The 19,000-nt window shown below is 45.8% G+C and carries 16 protein-coding genes; all 16 read right to left on the bottom strand.

Features of this window, described 5'->3' with window-relative positions; genetic code table 11:
• Nucleotides 1–14: 14 nt before the first annotated feature.
• Complete coding sequence (locus tag RIN81_RS02555; RefSeq protein WP_309087133.1) at nucleotides 15–899, bottom strand: helix-turn-helix domain-containing protein; 885 nt, start codon at nucleotides 897–899, stop codon at nucleotides 15–17.
• 18 nt (nucleotides 900–917) lie between these two features.
• Nucleotides 918–1,709: a DUF3388 domain-containing protein gene (locus RIN81_RS02550; RefSeq protein WP_242234486.1), complete on the bottom strand. Its 792-nt coding sequence runs from the start codon at nucleotides 1,707–1,709 to the stop codon at nucleotides 918–920.
• A 139-nt stretch (nucleotides 1,710–1,848) separates the two neighbouring features.
• Entirely contained in the window at nucleotides 1,849–2,094 is a 246-nt protein-coding gene (locus RIN81_RS02545) for a DUF3243 domain-containing protein (RefSeq protein WP_309087132.1), read from the bottom strand.
• A 58-nt stretch (nucleotides 2,095–2,152) separates the two neighbouring features.
• Entirely contained in the window at nucleotides 2,153–2,875 is a 723-nt protein-coding gene (ymfI, locus tag RIN81_RS02540) for an elongation factor P 5-aminopentanone reductase (protein ID WP_309087131.1), read from the bottom strand.
• Nucleotides 2,876–4,171 (bottom strand): EF-P 5-aminopentanol modification-associated protein YfmH, encoded by a 1,296-nt coding sequence (yfmH, locus tag RIN81_RS02535; protein WP_251270190.1) that lies wholly within the window; start codon nucleotides 4,169–4,171, stop codon nucleotides 2,876–2,878.
• Complete coding sequence (gene yfmF, locus RIN81_RS02530) at nucleotides 4,171–5,448, bottom strand: EF-P 5-aminopentanol modification-associated protein YfmF (protein WP_309087130.1); 1,278 nt, start codon at nucleotides 5,446–5,448, stop codon at nucleotides 4,171–4,173. Before yfmF ends, yfmH begins: the two co-directional genes overlap by 1 nt.
• A gap of 286 nt (nucleotides 5,449–5,734) precedes the next feature.
• Nucleotides 5,735–6,694, bottom strand: a complete 960-nt coding sequence (locus RIN81_RS02525) for an ABC transporter permease (protein WP_309087129.1) — start codon at nucleotides 6,692–6,694, stop codon at nucleotides 5,735–5,737.
• A complete protein-coding gene (locus tag RIN81_RS02520) occupies nucleotides 6,695–7,741 on the bottom strand; it encodes an ABC transporter permease (RefSeq protein WP_251270193.1) in 1,047 nt (348 codons plus the stop codon).
• Nucleotides 7,734–9,260, bottom strand: coding sequence for an ABC transporter ATP-binding protein (locus tag RIN81_RS02515; protein WP_309087127.1), 1,527 nt, complete (start codon nucleotides 9,258–9,260; stop codon nucleotides 7,734–7,736). The genes RIN81_RS02520 and RIN81_RS02515 overlap by 8 nt, the downstream gene beginning before the upstream one ends.
• Nucleotides 9,261–9,415: 155 nt before the next feature.
• The gene (locus RIN81_RS02510) at nucleotides 9,416–10,504 is read right to left on the bottom strand and encodes a BMP family lipoprotein (protein WP_309087126.1); all 1,089 of its coding nucleotides are present in this window, start codon (nucleotides 10,502–10,504) and stop codon (nucleotides 9,416–9,418) included.
• Nucleotides 10,505–10,549: 45 nt separating this feature from the next.
• Nucleotides 10,550–11,275, bottom strand: coding sequence for a GntR family transcriptional regulator (locus RIN81_RS02505; protein WP_242234477.1), 726 nt, complete (start codon nucleotides 11,273–11,275; stop codon nucleotides 10,550–10,552).
• Between the two features lie 264 nt (nucleotides 11,276–11,539).
• Nucleotides 11,540–13,849 (bottom strand): DNA translocase FtsK, encoded by a 2,310-nt coding sequence (locus RIN81_RS02500; protein ID WP_309087125.1) that lies wholly within the window; start codon nucleotides 13,847–13,849, stop codon nucleotides 11,540–11,542.
• Between the two features lie 102 nt (nucleotides 13,850–13,951).
• Nucleotides 13,952–15,619 carry a ribonuclease J gene (locus RIN81_RS02495; RefSeq protein WP_309087124.1) on the bottom strand — a complete coding sequence of 556 codons (1,668 nt, stop codon included), beginning with the start codon at nucleotides 15,617–15,619 and terminating at the stop codon, nucleotides 13,952–13,954.
• A gap of 143 nt (nucleotides 15,620–15,762) precedes the next feature.
• A complete protein-coding gene (gene dapA, locus RIN81_RS02490) occupies nucleotides 15,763–16,629 on the bottom strand; it encodes a 4-hydroxy-tetrahydrodipicolinate synthase (protein ID WP_309087123.1) in 867 nt (288 codons plus the stop codon).
• 42 nt (nucleotides 16,630–16,671) lie between these two features.
• Entirely contained in the window at nucleotides 16,672–17,880 is a 1,209-nt protein-coding gene (gene dapG / locus RIN81_RS02485; RefSeq protein WP_309087122.1) for an aspartate kinase, read from the bottom strand.
• A gap of 40 nt (nucleotides 17,881–17,920) precedes the next feature.
• Nucleotides 17,921–18,973: an aspartate-semialdehyde dehydrogenase gene (gene asd, locus RIN81_RS02480; protein WP_242234472.1), complete on the bottom strand. Its 1,053-nt coding sequence runs from the start codon at nucleotides 18,971–18,973 to the stop codon at nucleotides 17,921–17,923.
• Nucleotides 18,974–19,000 lie beyond the last annotated feature (27 nt).

Raw genomic sequence — 19,000 nt, 5'->3', positions numbered from 1 at the left:
TCCAGAAACGATCGTTATTGTGCTTTCGGGCGAATGATAATATCCTGCAGCACCTGGCTGTCTGCCGGCAGTTTGTATGCAAGTGCCTGGCCATTCACCGTAATAACGGTATCCGGGGCAAAGCCGACTTTAATCTTCGCTTCTTTTTGACCGGTCATATTATGTGTTTGCGTTTGTCCTTTTGCAAGCATGCCGCTGAAATAGCTTTTGCCGCTTCCGTCCGTAATTTCAATCCATGTTTCTCCTTTGGAAGCAACAGCAATTTCTAGCTTGTCCGCTCCGAAAAGCTCATAAACCGTCTGGCGTCCGCTTGTAGATACGGCTGAAAGTGTTTGAGCCGGTGCCGCTGGTTTAGCCGGTTCTGCTTTTTCTTCCTCAGCTGGTTTTTCTTCAGTTGCCGGTGTTTCTTCCACAGCCGGCTTCTCCGTTTGCGGCTCTTCTACCTGTACCTCTTCCTCTACAGCTGGATCACTTTCTGAACCGCTTTTTGGAATAAGCACATAAACGAGTGCAATTGCGCCAATGATAAACGCCCCTACTAAAAGCTTCGGCAGATAATCAAGCCATTTAGAAGATTCACGAACGGGCTTTGATGCATCAACGCGTGTTTTCTGCTCAGACAAAGCGGCGCCCGTTGGACGAAGCGGCACTTCATCTTCGTTAGAGGACGGCACCTCGCTTTTAAATTCTTCAAATAGCTGTTCTGCATTTAAACCGACCGCTTCCGCATATTGCTTAATAAATGCCCGGACATAAAATTTGCCCGGCATAATGTCGTATGTGCCTTCTTCAATACCTTCAAGATACCGTTTTTGAATTTTAGTGGTTTCCTGAACATCTGAAAGTGACATTCCTTTTGCTTCGCGCGCTTCCTTCAATCTTCTCCCTAATTCTGTCACCCATAACACCTTCCAATATTAAAAGTTAAACCCACCGAACTCCGAGTCCTGAAATAGGTTATTTTTTTCGACTGCTTCATATGTAATCTCTTCATCCGGTTCATTGCGCAGCTCGATAATATAGTCAAAATCGTCGATTGAATAGTGACTGTTTTCTGCAAATACATCCGGGTGCTCTACCACTTTTACAGCCGGAAGCTGCATCACTTCCCGAATAAGCTGCCAATGCTTTTCACCAGCACGTTTGGCTGAGATCACTCCATCAAGAATAAAGATATTCTTTGGGCTGTATTCATCACGAAGCAGTTGTTCACGAACGGTCTGTTTAATCATGGTGGACGACATGAACAGCCATTTTTTGTTCGCGCATACACTAGCCGCGACGATAGATTCCGTTTTTCCCACTCTTGGCATGCCACGAATACCAATTAATCGATGGCCATCCATTTTGTACAATTCTGCCATAAAATCAACCAGAAGTCCAAGCTCACTTCGTACAAAGCGAAAAGTTTTCCGATCATCCGCATCGCGTTCAATATAACGGCCGTGGCGCACCGCCATTCGATCCCGCAGCTTCGGCTCTCTCAGTTTCACAATCTCAATTGTGTCCATTGTACGCAAAATAGATTCAAGACGCTTGATTTGGTCTTCACTTTCCGCACGCATTAATAAACCGCGGTTTTGATCATCCACACCGTTAATCGTGACAATATTAATCGACAGCATGCCCAGTAGAGAAGAAATATCCCCGAGCAGGCCGGGACGGTTTTTTTTAATTTTGTATTCAAGGTAATATTCTTTTTTTACCATCATATTCCTCCAGCATGGCTTGTATAGTGCAGCCATGGACCCTTTTACTATAATAAAGGATATTATGTATTTTTAAAAGCACAAGTAAAAAGAAAACCCTTTCCAGCTTTAAACAGCTGGAAAGGGCAGCACATTTTTATTATTTTTGAACGAGTTTCATCATGCATGATGCGATTGCTTTTTGCTCAGATTCATCGGCAACAGACCATAAATCGGCTAAAACACGCTCCTGCTCGTTTTTTGGATCTACATTTGCGTACAAATAATCGCCGATCTCATACGCCAGCTTGTCAATTGCTTCATCCGGCATACCACGGTGCAGGGCATTGTCCATTCGGTTTCCTAAAAATCGTTTCCAATCCTGCCAATTGTCGAGTACAGACATGTTGAGCATCCTCCTTTTCAAGTAAGAATCCTCTTTAGTGTGTACCCGGGGCATGAATTTATGCGTACCATCCACCATTTACCGACAGTGTGTGGCCGGTAATGTAACCGGCTTCGCTGGAAGCTAAAAAAGAAGCCGCCGAAGCAATTTCATCAGGAAGAGCAAAACGGCCAAGCGGGATACCCGAAGTGATCTCCTCTTTTTCCTCCTGGGAAAATTCGCTGTTCATCGGTGTATCCACTGCACCGGGTGCAATCGTATTTACACGAATTCGGGACGGTCCAAGCTCTTTCGACAACGCTTTGGCAAAAGCAATCTGGGCGCCTTTCACAGCCGAATAAACGGATTCACACGAAGCACCCGTTTCACCCCAGACCGACGAAATAAACGTGATGGAAGCCGGCGCTTTCCGAAGCAAAGCCGGCAGCAGCTCTCTCGATAAAATCATCGGCGCTTTTACATGAACAAGCCACAGCCGTTCCATTTCTTCATCTGAGACATCCTGGAGCAGGCCGTACTGGCTCATGCCAGCGGCAAAAATCAGCGCTTCGGCTGATTGAGATGCTTCTGCCAGGCGCTGAACATCCTGCCGGTTTGTTAAATCCGCTTGAACGGTCAAAGCTTCTCTGCCCATTTTTTGAATGGTCTGTGCCGCCCCGCGCACCGATTCTTCGTTGCGGCTATAGTGAAGTATGGTATCCCAGCCTGAAGCGGCCATTTTCAAGGCAATCGCCCGGCCAATGCCGCCTGATGCCCCGGTAATTAACACTGTTTTTTTCATTTATGCCGTCTCTTTTGGCAATACAAAGCAGGAAGAAAAACGTTCAGCTTGAATCATTTCTTTTGCAAAAGCAGTCACATCCTGGAGAGTCATCTCTTCTAATACCGGTACTGTATCAAATAAATTCAGTTCATTGAACTGATACCGCGTAAATTGGTTGGCAATGTACTCAGGCGAGTTAAACGCGCGGAGTGTAGCGCCGATTTTCTTTTTGCGGGCACGTTCAAACGCTTCCTCCGTTAAATGACCGCCTTCTTTTGCTTCTAACAGCTGTGTTTGAATGCGCTCAGCCAGCGTATTCGGATCATTGGAATCCCCGCCGACAAGCGCGAAGCTGAACCCTCGTTCTGCTGTGTAGTCAAAGCCGAACGTGTCGTCAATCAAGCCAGATTCGTACGCTTTTTCATAAAACTCGGCTGTTCTGCCAAACAGCATTTCAAGCAAAAGGCTTGCCGCCAGTTCTTCCCGCAGCTTATCCTTGCCTGTGCGGTCTGAGGCCGGCATTTTAAAGCCTACTTCGCATTTTGGCGTATTCACACTCATGCGGATCTCTTTATGCTCAAGACCTGCTTTTTCAGCCTCTTCAGGGAACCGCCGCTCAACTGGAACGGGCTCCGGAAAAGACTTTTTCGATTGGTTTTCTTTCACGAAAGCCATCATTTCATCGGCATCCACTGGTCCAACAATAAACAGCGACATGTTGACTGGATGGTAAAAGGTATTGTAGCACGTGTAAAGGTGGTCTTTGGTAATATCGGCAATGGATTCGACCGTGCCGGCAATATCAATTTTTACAGGATGGTCTTTATATAAATTTTCAATTAAGCCAAAATATACGCGCCAGTCAGGATTATCATCATACATCCGGATTTCCTGGCCGATGATGCCTTTTTCTTTCTCGACCGTTTGTTCCGTAAAATAAGGATCTTGAACAAAATCAATCAATGTTTCTGTGTTTTCTTTTATGTTCGATGTGGCTGAAAACAAATAAGCCGTCCGCGTAAAAGAAGTAAAGGCATTCGCTGATGCCCCCTGGCTGCTGAATTTTTGAAATACATCACCGTCTGCTTTTTCAAACATTTTGTGCTCAAGAAAATGGGCAATGCCGTCTGGCACATGAATAAATTCTGTTTCTCCATTTGGGATAAAGTCATTATCGATCGATCCGTAGTTTGTCGTAAAGGTTACGTACGTTTTATTAAACCCTTTTTTCGGAAGGATATACACATTAAGCCCATTGTCGAGCTGTTCATGATAAACCGTTTCATTCATTTGGTCAAAAACTGTTTTCTCCATCACTCTTCCTCCTTGCCTGACAGAAAGTACACCGTATCAATCGTAATGGTTTGGGCGGCCGCTGCTGCCTGTTCTTTTGTCACAGCATCAATCTCTTTCAGCCATTGATTGATTGGGCGCTTTGTCCCCGATGCGAGGTTATGGTAAAGCACTTCTACCAACCCGCGTGCTGTATCGGCTGATTCCTGCAACTGGTTTTTCAAGAGTGCCTTTGTTTGATTCATTTCCAGATCGGAAATATGGCCGTTTTTCATTTCTTCCAGCTGTTCTTTCATGATGCGGACTGTTTTTTCATAATTTTTTTGATCAATACCCGCAAGCATCGCCACAAAGCCTTTATGGCTGTCGAGGCGGCTTGCCGCGTAATACGCAAGACTTTCTTTTTCACGGACATTCATAAACAATTTCGAGTGGGAAAAAGCACCAAATACACCATTTGCGACCTGCATGGCGACAAATTGCGGATCTCCATACGTAATGGTTGTACGGCAGCCGATGTTCAGCTTGCCTTGATTGATATCCTGCTTTTCATGAATTTCGCGTACTTCCTGAGCGACCGTGCCCGGCTCTGTTTGGACAGGTGTTGCAGTCCGGTTTTGGAACGGAAGATGCGACTCGATTTTGGCAGCGACTTCTTCTGCTTTTACATCACCAATCACGAAAATATCAATGATATCTTCTGCCAGCGCTTTTTGGTAATACGTATACAGTGATGCTGCATCAATCGAACCCGCTTTTTCCAATAAGCCGCCGGCTGGCAATGCATACGGATCATCTCCGTACATTTCTTCCACAAGCTTAAGTGAAGCATAACGGGTTTTATCATCATAAATGGACCGGATCCGCTGCTCCAGACTCCGTTTTTCCTGCTGAACGACTTTGTCAGGGAAAACCCCTTCTTTTAAATGGGGACGAAACAGCACGTCGGCCAAAAGTGTAAGCGCCCGGTCGAACAAACCATTCTCGCCGTGCAGGTACTTTTCATTGGCTGCTTCCATTGTAAAGGTAAGCACGTGCTCGTTTCCTTTTTTTGTGGAATCTGAAAAAAACAATGCACCGTATAGTTCATCCAGCTCTGTACGAAAAGCAGCTGCTGACGGCGCATTTTCGGTGCCGGACTGCAAAACATGCGGCAAAAGTGCACGCATCGTCACGGTCTCTTTTTGGAGAGGCGCCCTCATTTTAATAATAATCGTATTGGTTTTAAATTTTTCCGTCTCAATCGTGTGAATATTATATCCTGGTTTAGCAAATGTCTGTTCACGTGTCGTTTCCATCGAATTCCTCCTCTGAATCCAGTTGCTGAATACCTTTTACTAGTATATCTTCACTATCTTCCTATAGGAAATATAATGTCTTAAAGGAAACAAAAACCTTATATATAATGAAGAATTTGGGCAGGATATACCTGTCAACATGTACGAACTTTAAAAACAGTATGAGAAAAAGCAGGCGTTTTTAATCACCTTTTCTCCTTCTGTTTTAAAGAATGATGTAAAAGGTAAACAAAAGGCTATGACCTAAAGCAAAAAAAAAGAATCCCGCATATAGCGGAACTCTTTTTTATCTGCTGCCTTTAACATAGGGTGTACCCGATGCTTTCGGTGCATCAGCACGTCCGATAAAGCCGGCCAACGCTAAAATGGTCAGCACATATGGAGCAATCAGCAGGTAGACATCCGGAACATCCTGCAAAAACGGAATGTTCGAGCTGACAATACTGAGGCTTTGAGCAAAGCCAAAGAAAATAGCCGCTCCCATCGCGCCAAGCGGATGCCACTTTCCGAAGATCATGGCTGCAAGTGCCATAAAGCCCTGGCCGGTAATGGTAGCGTGGCTGAAATCCAGTGAAATAGACTGGGCATACACCGCGCCGCCAAGACCGCCAAGAAGTCCTGAAATAAACACGGCGATATAACGTGTTTTGGCTACATTCACGCCCATTGTGTCAGCCGCCATTGGATGCTCCCCAACAGAGCGGAGACGCAGGCCAAACGGTGTTTTATACAGCACAAACCAGGAAATAATGGCGATTGCAAAAGCTAATATAGTTGGTCTTGCAATATCGCTAAAGAAAATATCACCAATGACCGGAATATCACTTAAAAAAGGAATATCTTTTTTAATAAAATTCATTTTGATCATGTCTGTCTGTCCTTTGTCATACAGCAGTTTCACAAGAAACAGGGACAGGCCGAGCGCGAGGAAGTTAATGGCGACCCCGCTGACAACTTGATCGGCACGGAACGTAATAGACGCCAAACCGTGAAGCAGTGACAGCAATCCTCCGGCTAGCATGGCCGCCAGAAGCGCAACCCAGGGTGTTGTACTGCCAAGTGTATCAGCAAATGTTAAGTTAAAAACAATCGCTGTAAATGCGCCGATAATCATCAGTCCCTCCAGGCCGATGTTTACAACGCCGGATTTTTCCGAAAATACGCCGCCAAGTGCTGTGAAAATAAGCGGTGTAGCTGCGAACAAGGACGAAGAAACGATTAACGCAATGATCGTTAACGCATCCATTTATTTCGCCTCCTTCTTTTTAAAGCGGCCTAGAAGCCAAGTAATCATATAGCTTGATGCTACAAAGAAAATAATCAGCGCAATGACAATTTCAACGAGCTCATTCGGCACGCCTGATTCGATTGGCATATTCAATGAACCTACTTTTAATGCACCGAACAAAAGAGCCGCCAGCACAACGCCGATCGCTGTATTTCCTCCCAAAAGTGCAACGGCGATACCGTCAAAACCGATACCGGAAAATCCGGAATTAATAAACATATTGCCAAATGTACCAAGCCCCTGCATGGAGCCGCCAATACCGGCAAATGCGCCTGAAATGACCATGGACAAAATAATGTTTCGGTTTACACTCATACCGGCATATTCAGAGGCGTGCTGGTTGTAACCAACTGCACGCAGCTCATAGCCAAGCGTTGTTTTTTCCAGCATAAACCACATCACAATGGCAGCCACAACTGCTAAATAAATTCCGTTATGAAGTGATGAAAAATCTGTTATACTTTGCAGAAACTCCGATTGAAGGCTGGCTGTTTCATGCACAGGATCTGTTGCATCCGCTCCATCGCTGATTACGTCACGGATAAAATAGTTTGTTACGTGAAGCGCTGTGTAGTTCATCATAATGGTTACAATAACTTCATGTACACGCAGACGCGCTTTTAGGAAGCCGGGAATAAAGCCCCAGGCTGCTCCTGCAGCCGCTCCCGCCAAAATAGCGAGCGGCAGATGAATGAATTTCGGAAGCTCAAATGCCAGACCGACCCACACCGAAGCAAGCCATCCGACAAGAAGCTGTCCTTCTACCCCGATATTAAATAAACCTGTTCGGAAAGCGAATGCAACGGCAAGGCCTGCAAATACATATGGCGTCATTTGGCGCAATGTTTCACCTGTATAAAACGAATCACCGAATGCTCCGTTCCATAAGGCGGCATACCCCGCTGCTGGATCATTTCCACTGACCAGCATAATAATGGCCCCCGCAAGCAGGCCAAGCAGAACGGAAATAACCGGAACTGCCAGTACAGTCCAATTTTTAGACACGCTCATCCGCCCCCTTCTTTGATCCGGCCATTAGGAGGCCGAGTTCCTGTTCTGTTGTTGTTTTCGGATCCACGTTGGCGACAATCTGCCCTTCATAAATAACCGCGATCCGGTCTGATACATTCATAATTTCATCAAGCTCAAACGAAAGAAGCAAAACCGCTTTTCCACTGTCACGCTGTTCGATAAGACGTCGGTGAATAAATTCAATTGCTCCGACGTCAAGTCCGCGTGTCGGCTGGGCGGCAATTAACAGGTCGGGGTTGCGATCCACTTCCCGGCCGATAATGGCTTTTTGCTGGTTCCCGCCCGAAAGAGCCCGTGCCAGCGTTGTCTCAGACGGAGTCCGTACGTCAAATTCCTTGATCAGCGTAGCTGCTTTTTTATACACTTCTTTATAATTCATAATGCCCGCTTTTGAATATGGCTTTTGATAATACGTTTGAAGGACGATGTTCGTACCAATCGGGTAGTCAAGCACTAAGCCATGCTTGTGCCGATCCTGCGGGATATGCCCGACACCGGCTTCGGTCACCTTCCGCGGCTTAAAGCCTGTAATATCTTTGCCATTCAGCTGAATAGAGCCCTCAGCTGCTTTTCGAAGTCCAGTAATGGCTTCGATCAATTCTGTCTGGCCATTGCCGTCTACACCGCAAATACCGACAATTTCACCGGCCCGCACATCGAGGTTTAAATTGCGCACCGCTGGGACACCGCGCGAATCGTTTACCGAAAGTCCACGTACCTCGAGCACATCATGAGCTGGAGCGGCTTCCGTCTTCTCGGTCGTAAAGGTGACATCGCGGCCCACCATTAAGCTCGCTAAATGATTCGGATTTGTTTCCGATACGTCTACCGTGCCAATTCCTTTTCCTTTTCGAATGACCGTTACCCGGTCACATACTTCCATAATTTCTTTTAATTTGTGCGTAATGAGAATAATTGATTTTCCTTCTTTAATGAGCGCACGCATAATTCCAATCAATTCTTTGATTTCCTGCGGTGTCAAGACGGCGGTTGGTTCATCAAAAATTAAAATCTCCGCACCACGGTATAGTGTTTTTAAGATTTCGACACGTTGCTGCATACCCACTGAAATATCCGCAATTTTCGCTGTCGGATCAACCGAAAGGCCATACTGCTCTGACAATTCCCGCACCTTTTGTTCGGCTTTTTTCATATTTACCGTTCCGAATTTTTTCGGCTCATTGCCCAGCACAATATTTTCCGTTACAGTGAACGTGTCCACCAGCATAAAATGCTGATGCACCATGCCAATGCCTAAATGGTTCGCTTTATTCGGATCAGTAATGTGAACGTCCTGTCCATTTACCTGAATGCGTCCTGCTTCTGGCTGATAAAGACCGAAAAGCACATTCATTAAAGTCGATTTTCCCGCTCCATTTTCACCGAGAAGAGCATGAATTTCTCCTTTGGCGAGCTGCAACGTAATATTATCGTTCGCCACGAATCCGTTAAATTCTTTTCGAATGCCAAGCATTTCGATTACATAATCCATCTTTCTCACTCTCCTTTTTAAAACGCTTATAATCCAGTAGGATGTCTGACCTTATGAGCAAAATTTTTTTAAAAATCAAGGCAGTATAGCTTGTCTATACTCCCGTCATCTTTAAAAAGGGATGCCGGCGTTCAATCCGGCATCCACTAAACGGATTATTTTCCGCTTGGTTTTGTTGGCACTTCAACTTCACCATTTTTAATTTTATCTGTCCATTCTTTTACAGCAGCTTTTGATTCTTCTGTTAAGTTATCCTGTGTCGGCGCAATGCTTACACCGTTTGCCTCAAGACCATACTCAATCACTTCGCCGCCCGGGAATTCACCGTTTTGGGCTTTTGTTGCTACGTCTTGAACAGCAAGGTCTACACGTTTGACCATAGAAGTCAGCGTTACGTTCATTTCCTTGCCGCCTGCTGTTACTTTTCCTTCTTCTGCCTGGTCGCGGTCAACACCGATAACCCAGATTTCTTTGCTTGGATCTTTTTGTTTTAAGCTTTTCGCTTCTGAAAATACGCCGTTTCCTGTGCCTCCGGCTGCATGGTAAATGATATCAGCACCGGAAGAGTACATAGCAGATGCCATTTGCTGGCCTTTATCCGCTTTATCAAATGCACCAGCATATTCAATAACAACGTCCGCGTCTGGGTTTACAGCTTTGACACCGGCTTCAAAACCGCCGGCAAACTTGTCGATCAGTTCACTTTCAATTCCGCCAATAAATCCGACTTTGTCTGTTTTTGTTTGAAGGCCTGCTACTACCCCAACAAGGAATGAACCTTCATTTTCTTTGAATGTAATGCTTGTCACGTTATCTAAACCTTCTACCACATCATCCACAATCGCAAACTGGCTGTTTTTCCGCTGTTTTGCCACTTCTTCAATAGCTGGTTTTAACTTATAACCAATACCATACGTTAAATCAAAGCCATTTCGAACTGCAGTATTCAAGTTTGTTTTGTAATCGGCATCGCTTTTTGATTGAATGTAATCAAAACCATCCGTGCCTTTTTCAAGGTTGTTTTCTTTACCGAATGCCTGAAGCCCTTCCCAGGCAGATTGGTTAAAGGATTTATCGTCAACACCGCCGACATCTGTTACCATCCCAACCGTAAACTTATCGGATTCTCCTGTACTGTTGCCGCCGCCGTTATTATCAGCTTCTTCACCACCGCCGCATGCACCTAAAATTGTGCCGGCTGCTAAAACCATGGACATTGCAAAACCAAAATTACGTTTTTTCATTCTTTTATGCCCCCTCTAGTAATTTAATTAACGTGGATGCCTGGATTACATACGTCTGCGCAGAACATGAAAACTGAACTTGTCCGCCCGAAAATAATTCACCGAGTACAAAACCGGCACATCATTCTCCGTATAATGAAGCTGCTTTAGGGCAAGCAATGCGGTTTCAGGCTCACAATCCAGAATCGGTGATACTTTTTCATGCCAGCCATATGGTTCAATGTTGGCTACAGCATGGGAAACAGGATGTGCAGCATGCTCGTCAAACAAAGTAAACAAGGATTCCTGTCCTGCGTCAAATTGCCCCGGAAACAGGACTTTCGGTATTTTATCAATACAATAAACAACCGGTACTCCGTTGGCGGTCCGCACACGCTCAATCACCATTAATTCCGCATCCGGCTCACATGCCAGCCTGCGCGCATCCTCCTCAGTTGCCTGCATCACTGCAGACGAGAGAAAAATGGTACTTGGTTCCATGCCAGCATTTACAATCATATCCGTTACGCTGATCAACTGCTCAATGCCGGATGTGAATAATGGCTTGGAATGAACAAATGTGCCTACTCCATGGCGCCGGATAATCACATTTTCCTCCTCGAGTATACGCAGCGCTTCCCGAAGAGTGGCTCTGCTGACGCCAAGCTGTTTGGCCAGCTCAAATTCTGAAGGAAGCTTTTCTTTTTCTTTATAGATCCCTTCTTCAATGTCTTTTTTCAGCCGGTCAATTACCTGAAGGTATAAATGCCGGTTGTCCTGTTTAATGGACACGGAATCGTCACCACCTTTTCCTTTCATTCGCACGAGACATCAGACCTCTGAGGTTTAACATTTACGCTAATTTCATTTAACATATCATTTTTTTTGATAATTGAAAAGATACTATTTAATAGTGAAAAGAAAGAATTTCTTAAACATTCTCCCATTCGTATTATTATACAAGCAAAGCAATAACCACAAAGAAACCGTTTGCAAAAACATGCATATGCTAGTAAAAAAGTTTTTTAAAAAAAGAACAGCCCTGCGGCTGTTCTTTTACATATGCTCTTCAGACGGCTTCGGAACGAGCACCGTTCTCGGTTTGCTTCCTTCGTACGGACCAATAACGCCTCTCATTTCCATTTCGTCAATTAAACGTGCTGCCCGGCTGTAGCCGATGCGAAAGCGGCGCTGCAGCATAGACACCGACGCAGTCTGCATTTCAGCAATCAGCTGCACCGCGTCATCATACAGCTCATCCTCCGACTGGCCGGCTGTTTCCGGCACATCTTCTGGAATCATTTCTTCCTGATATTGCGCTTTTTGCTGGGCAATCACAAAATCTACGATATCTTCTACCTCTTCATCTGACAAAAAGGCACCTTGAACCCGAATCGGCTTTACCGCTCCAGACGGGTAAAAAAGCATATCCCCGCGTCCGAGAAGTTTTTCGGCACCGCCCATATCTAAAATGGTGCGGGAATCGGTTGCCGAGGAAACAGAGAAAGCGATGCGCGAGGGGATATTCGCTTTAATAACGCCGGTAATAACATCTACAGATGGACGCTGGGTGGCAATAATTAAATGAATGCCGGCTGCACGGGCCATTTGAGCAAGCCTTGTAATCGAATCTTCTACGTCGCTTGAAGCAACCATCATTAAGTCAGCCAGCTCGTCCACAATCACAACAATGTACGGCAAATGAGGCTGCTTCTCGCCCGTTTCGTTATTGTGCTTGGTCACATGCCCATTATAGCCTTCGATATTTCGCGTGCCTGTATGCGAAAACAAATCGTACCGGCGTTCCATTTCTCCTACTACTTTTTTCAATGCCTGTGATGCTTTTTTCGCGTCTGTTACAACAGGGGCGAGCAAATGCGGAATGCCATTGTATACATTAAGCTCCACCATTTTCGGATCAATCATCATCATCTTCACTTCGTGCGGCTTAGCACGCATTAAAATACTGGTGATAATGCCGTTGATGCAGACACTTTTTCCGCTGCCCGTTGCCCCGGCAACAAGCAAGTGCGGCATTTTATTTAGTTCAGCTGCAATGGCTTCACCGGTAATATCACGCCCGAGTGCAGCCAAAAGTTTTGAATCCTTTTTTTCATGCTGCTTTGCTTCAATCACTTCACGAAAGCTGACCATCGCCACTTCGGCATTCGGCACTTCAATTCCTATAGCGGATTTGCCCGGAATTGGCGCTTCCATCCGAATGTCTTTTGCTGCAAGCGCCAGCGCCAAATCATCCGTCAAGCCGACAATTTTGCTTACCTTTACGCCGGTATCCGGCTGTACTTCATATTTAGTGACAGCCGGACCAAGATGGATCTGAGTCACTTTGGCTTTGACACCAAAGCTTTGAAAGGTTTTTTCGAGTTTTTGAGCATTTTTTTGAATATGTTTTTTTTCATTGCTTTGATCTGCCTGCTGCGGTTTTTGGAGAAGAGAAGCTGGCGGCAGCTTGTAATCTTTGTTTTCTGATTCTGTAAACGATAGAACCGCTGGCTCTGCTTCCTGCGGTGCTGCCGGTTCATGTTTTTTCTGCAGCGCAACCGGTTCTTCTGTGTAGGCTTTTTCAGCAAAGCTTGAAATAAGCGGTGCGGCCTCCGACATAACAGGCTCTTCTTTGCTTTCTACTTCAGGTAGAGCTTCTTTTACCGCTGCTCTCGTCTTGTCCTTCTCAACCTGCTCCTGCTCCTGCTCCTGCTCCCGTTCCTTCCATTCTCTTCGTTCTGCCCACTGTTCCCTCGCTTGATGCCAGGAATCGTTCAGCTTTTCGCCCGCAAGAGCGGCGCCATGTACCAATTTTTCAACAAGCGGCTTGCCGCCTACTAACACAATCCCTGCGAAAAATAAAGTCAGTCCAAAAATCCATGTACCCGGCCGGCCAAATAGAAAGAAAAAAAGATGAAATAAGGCTCCGCCAATCATTCCGCCGCCTATATCCATCGTTCCGACACCTGAAACGCTTTGTTTGTATAAATACCACGTTTCAGCTGTGTAATTCACACCTTCTGCCGGATTTTCAAACAGGCGAATATGCAAAAATACAAGCAGACTGGCAACCACCAGCAGGCTGCCCGTAATTTTACGTTCCCAAACCGGCGGCCGTTTTCGCCTTACAATCATATAAAGTGCCATACCGCATAGACCGATCAATCCGAGCGCATACAGCGCGCCAAAGAAAAAAGCGGCCGCTCCTTTGATAATAGCTCCAGCGACCCCGGTGCCAAGCAGCCCCACAGCGCAAAGAACAAAGATAAGAGCGCCCGCTCCCTGGATCTTCAATGATTCTATTTGCTTTTTTTCTTTATTGGTCCGGCGCCGGACCGGTTTTTTTCGTTTTTTTTGTGCCATGTCGTCACCCTACTTTTCATGATCTTTAAACAGTTGAAAGCAGCCGGTTTCGGCTGCTTTCACATTATATCATATGATCGACACATGAGAACATATGAGCGTTTATACTTCCATGATAATCGGCAGGATCATTGGACGCCGCTTCGTTTTTTCATGCAAGAATGAGTTTAATTGATCACGAATATCCTGCTTAATACCAGACCATTCAAACGTTTCACCCGCAAGATTTTTCTCAACAATACCTGTCACAAGCTTTACGGAATCATCGATCAGCTTTTCTGACTCGCGCACGTACACAAAACCGCGCGAGATAATTTCCGGTCCGGCAACAATTCTTTTTTGTTTTTTGCTTAACGTAATCACAACCGTGAAAATGCCATCCTGTGACAGTAGCTTTCGGTCACGAAGAACGATATTGCCTACATCCCCCACACCAATTCCGTCAATCAGGACATTGCCGGCGGTTACACGGCCGGCCGGACGCATCCTTCCATTTTTAAATTCAATGACATCCCCTTTTTCTGGGATGTACGTATTCTCTTCCGGCACGCCAGTCGTAAGTGCCAGGTTTTTGTGTGCTTTAAGCATACGGTATTCCCCTTGAATCGGAATGAAATACGTCGGCTTCATTAAATTGAGCATAAACTTTAAGTCTTCTTGAGATCCGTGTCCGGAAACGTGCACACGGCGGCTGCCTGTTAACACATTTGCGCCGGCACGGTAAAGAAGGTTGACTGTTTTAGCCATCAGCAGCTCTAAGCCTGGAGATGGAGATGCAGTAATCAGCACCGTATCGCCTTCTTTAATTTTCACATGACGGTTTGTTCCCTTCGCCATTTTCTGAAGCGCCTCAATTGGCTCACCTTGTACGCCTGTGGCGAGGATCACCACTTCATGATCAGCATGCTTGCTGATTTCATTTAAGCTGATTAAAATATCATCTTCGACTTGCAAATAGCCAAGCCGGATAGCAATATCATTTACACGCTGAATGCTTTTTCCGCTCACCGCTACCTTGCGGCCATTTTCATAAGCGGCATCAAATACCTGCTGCATACGAATTAAGTTAGACGCAAAAAGTGAAACGATAATCCGGCCTTCAGCTGAATGAAACGCATCTGAAAGCTGAGAGGCAATGACTGCCTCAGAAGTTGTATGACCCGGACGTTCAGCTTCTGTAGAGTCAGAAAGCAAAGCGAAAACACCATTTTTGCCAAGCGCCGCCATTTTGCCGATATCCGGTGCGTAGTGGCCTTTTGCACTTTGGTCAAATTTAAATTCACCTGTGTGTACGATGGCGCCTTCGGATGTATGGATGGCGACACCGACAGAATCCGGAATGCTGTGTGTTGTCCGGAAAAAAGTCACGTCCGCATGATCAAAACGCAATTTTGATTCGGAATGAACCGTGTAAAACTTCACATCTTCTTTTACATTCTCTTCACGCAGGCGCATCTTGGCAAGCGCCAGCGTTAATTTGGTTCCATATACAGGTGCCTGTACTTTTTTAAGTACATACCCGAGCGATCCGATCGCATCTTCATGACCATGCGTCAGGAAAATACCTTTCACTCGCTCCTTGTTTTCTTCCAGGTATGTAATGTCCGGAATGACAATATCGATTCCAAGCATTTCATTCTCAGGAAACATAAGGCCGGTGTCGATCACGAAAATATCCTGATCCACCTCTACGACTGTCATATTTTTCCCGACTTCCCCGACTCCGCCCAGCGGGATAATCTTAATTAATTCATTTGTTCTCTTGCTCACATTATTTCCTCCTAAACATTTAAAAGACCCGATCCAAACATTACGTCTATTATAAGCGATGAAGAAAATGAAAGCCAATACTATCTGCCGGGAAATAAGAAAAGCCGGTTTTTGCAGAAGTTCTGCAAAAACCGGCTTTATTTTTAAAGCAGTGTCGACAGGGTTGTTCGCTCCTCTTCTGTTAAAGGAAGAAGAGGCAGACGGACACCGCCCACATCGAGACCTTTCATTTGAAGGGCCGTTTTGACCGGCACCGGGTTTGGTGCGGCAAACAATCCACGGAAAAGCGGAAGAAGGGTTTGATGAATGGAGGCTGCTGTTTGAACGTCCCCGCTTAAATAAGCATTCACCATTTGCTTCATTTCTTTTCCAGCCACGTGAGATGCGACAGAAATGATTCCCGTGCCTCCTACCGAAAGAACCGGCAGTGTCAGCCCGTCATCACCGCTGTATACAAGAAAATCGTCTCCAGTATTTGCAACGATTTCTGTGATGATATCCAGGCTGCCGCTCGCTTCTTTTGTTGACATGATATTTGGTACTTCATTGGCAAGACGGATCGTTGTATTTGGCTCAATCAAAACAGAAGAACGGCCTGGAATGTTATAGATCATAACGGGAAGATGAGTAGATTCCGCTACTGTTTTAAAGTGCTGGAACAACCCTTCCTGGTTCGGTTTATTATAATAAGGAGCCACGAGCATAATGGCGTCAACGCCTTCTGCCTCCGCTTTTTTCGTTAATTCAATGGACGCTTTTGTATTGTTGCTTCCCGTACCGGCAACGACCGGAATACGGCCATTGACTACTTTAACGGTATGGCGGAAAAGCGCCACTTTTTCCTCAGTTGTAAGTGTTGGTGATTCACCGGTTGTTCCCGCTACGATAAGCGAATCGGTTCCGGTTCCGATTAAATGTTCAATCAGCTGTGTGGTTTTTTCGAAATCAATGTTTCCTTTTGAGTCAAACGGCGTCACCATTGCCGTCGACAACCGGCCGAAAGAAATCATGTGCAATCGCCTCCTAATTCCGGCTTCCTCAATCAATTCAGCCTATTCATTTATTTGTTCAAGTAAAAATGCATCATGCAGCGCATTAACAGCAGCCGGCATCTGGTCTTCTTTCACTAACACCCAGATCGTCGTATGACTGTCCGCGGACTGCATAATAGAGATACCTTTTGCAGCAAGCGCTGAAACAATTTTTGATGTAACCCCGGGTACGCCGGTCATGCCAGCGCCTACAACTGACACTTTCGCACAATCTGGGTCGAGAAGCGGGGTATATCCATTTTCCTCTAAACGCTGTTTTGCTTTTGGCGCATCTGCGTCTACAACTGTGTACGTGACACGATCTTCGGAAATGTTGATAAAATCGACACTGATGCCTTCTGACGCCATCAATGCAAAAATATCCGCCTGCTCTGTCGTTTGTATTCGAATGCGCGTGATGCCCGTTACGTGGGCAATCCCCGTTACAAGCCGGTCACGTGTGTCAGAGCCGCGGTTTTCATCCGGAGAAGAAGTGACAAGGGTACCTGTTTCCTCCGAATACGTAGACCGTATACGAAGCGGCACCTTCGCCTGCATAGCAATTTCCACAGCCCGCGGATGAATGACTTTCGCACCTTGATAAGCCATGTTGCATACTTCTGTATAAGTTACAACAGACAATGGCCGAGCATTTTTGGCAATTCTCGGATCGGCTGTCATAATTCCGTTTACATCTGTAAAAATGTCGATAAAATCGGCCTGCAATGCTGCACCGAGCGCTGCTGCAGACGTATCGCTGCCGCCGCGTCCAAGAGTTGTAATTTCACCTGTGCTTGTCGCACCTTGAAAGCCTGCTACGACAACGACGTCGCACGATTCAAATTCTTTCAGCAGCCTTGACGGCTCGATTTTGACAATTTTCGCATCCGTATGGTTATGGTCCGTTAAAAAGCCGGCTTGAGCGCCCGTGAGCGCAACAGACGACAGCCCGTTTTCTTTCAGCATCGCTGAAAAAACAAGACTGGAAATAAGCTCTCCGGTTGACATGAGCAGGTCTTTTTCCCGCTTTGTTAACACCCCTGTCCCGCTTCCTGCAAGCGAAAGAAGCGTATCCGTCGCATACGGATCGCCTTTTCGCCCCATCGCAGAAACTACGATAACTACCTTATATCCTTCACGGACCGCACGCTGTACATGACTAAGAGCGCTCAGCCGCGACTGTTCATCACGGACAGATGTCCCGCCAAACTTTTGAATGATGATGTTCACATTATACACCTGGCTTTCTCAATTAGGAGTGGCAGCCGGTTTATTTTTCTGTTACAAGGCCCATTTCAATTAACGTCTCAGCAATCTGAACAGAATTCCAAGCTGCTCCCTTTAACAGATTATCAGAAACAACCCACATATGGAAACCGTTATCTGTATCAAGATCTTTACGAATCCGTCCAACAAAAGTATCATTTTTGCCTACGCAATCTGCCGGCATTGGGTAAAGCTGTTCAGAAGGATTATCCTGCAGCACAACACCTGGAGCGTCTTTTAGCAGAGCCTGGATATCCGCTGCGCTCAAGCCGCCTTTTTCTGTTTCAAAATAAAGAGATTCTGAGTGGCCCGTTGCAATTGGCAGGCGGACACACGTTGCGGCAACCGGCAGGTCTTCCATATGCATAATTTTCTTTGTTTCATTAATCATTTTCATTTCTTCATATGTGAAGCCGTTATCTTGGAATTTATCAATTTGCGGAATAGCGTTGAATGCAATTTGATAATGTTTTTTGTCGCTGCCGACTGGCAGAATCTTTGGCTCAAACGATTCATTGTTTACGATCGCTTTTGTCTGGCTGTAAAGTTCTTCAACTGCTTTTGTTCCCGCACCAGATACAGCCTGGTACGTAGAAACGATTACTTTTTTCAAGCCTGCTGCCTGGCGAATCGGCTCGAGCGCTACAAGCATTTGAATCGTTGAGCAGTTCGGATTGGCAATGATACCATTATGATTACGCAAATCTTCTTTGTTGACTTCCGGCACGACAAGCGGCACATCCGGATGCATACGGAAAGCACTTGTATTATCGATCACGATCGCACCGCGTTTTGCCGCTTCTGGAGCCAATGCTTCTGATACGCTGCCTCCTGCGGAAAACAGGGCGATATCGATTCCTTCAAAGCTCTCTGGCTTTGCTTCTTGAACTGTTACTTCTTCGCCTCTAAAAGAAACGGTTTTTCCCGCTGAACGGGCGGATGAAAGAAGCGTCAATGTCTTAATCGGAAAATTGCGCTCTTCCAATGTTTTTAGCATTTGCTGTCCGACCGCTCCCGTCGCTCCAACGACGGCTACGTGAAAACCTGTGTTACTCATTCAAATCTTCCCCTTCCGGTAATAAAA

The sequence above is a fragment of the Domibacillus sp. genome (assembly GCF_031181085.1).
Classification (GTDB): Bacteria; Bacillota; Bacilli; order Bacillales; family Domibacillaceae; genus Domibacillus.
The sequence above is the reverse complement of the archived record's forward strand: the minus strand, read 5'-3'. Positions and strand labels throughout refer to the sequence as shown.

What these genes read in the sequence shown, in the direction of transcription:
- RIN81_RS02550 (WP_242234486.1), bottom strand. Translation starts at nt 1,709, where the DNA reads ATGGTAAAAAAAGAATATTACCTTGAATACAAAATTAAAAAAAACCGT.
- RIN81_RS02515 (WP_309087127.1), bottom strand. Translation starts at nt 9,260, where the DNA reads ATGGATTATGTAATCGAAATGCTTGGCATTCGAAAAGAATTTAACGGA.
- dapA (WP_309087123.1), bottom strand. Translation starts at nt 16,629, where the DNA reads ATGATTTCTTTCGGCCGGTTGTCGACGGCAATGGTGACGCCGTTTGAC.
- yfmH (WP_251270190.1), bottom strand. Translation starts at nt 4,171, where the DNA reads ATGGAGAAAACAGTTTTTGACCAAATGAATGAAACGGTTTATCATGAA.
- ymfI (WP_309087131.1), bottom strand. Translation starts at nt 2,875, where the DNA reads ATGAAAAAAACAGTGTTAATTACCGGGGCATCAGGCGGCATTGGCCGG.
- RIN81_RS02545 (WP_309087132.1), bottom strand. Translation starts at nt 2,094, where the DNA reads ATGTCTGTACTCGACAATTGGCAGGATTGGAAACGATTTTTAGGAAAC.
- RIN81_RS02500 (WP_309087125.1), bottom strand. Translation starts at nt 13,849, where the DNA reads ATGGCACAAAAAAAACGAAAAAAACCGGTCCGGCGCCGGACCAATAAA.
- yfmF (WP_309087130.1), bottom strand. Translation starts at nt 5,448, where the DNA reads ATGGAAACGACACGTGAACAGACATTTGCTAAACCAGGATATAATATT.
- asd (WP_242234472.1), bottom strand. Translation starts at nt 18,973, where the DNA reads ATGAGTAACACAGGTTTTCACGTAGCCGTCGTTGGAGCGACGGGAGCG.
- RIN81_RS02510 (WP_309087126.1), bottom strand. Translation starts at nt 10,504, where the DNA reads ATGAAAAAACGTAATTTTGGTTTTGCAATGTCCATGGTTTTAGCAGCC.
- RIN81_RS02525 (WP_309087129.1), bottom strand. Translation starts at nt 6,694, where the DNA reads ATGGATGCGTTAACGATCATTGCGTTAATCGTTTCTTCGTCCTTGTTC.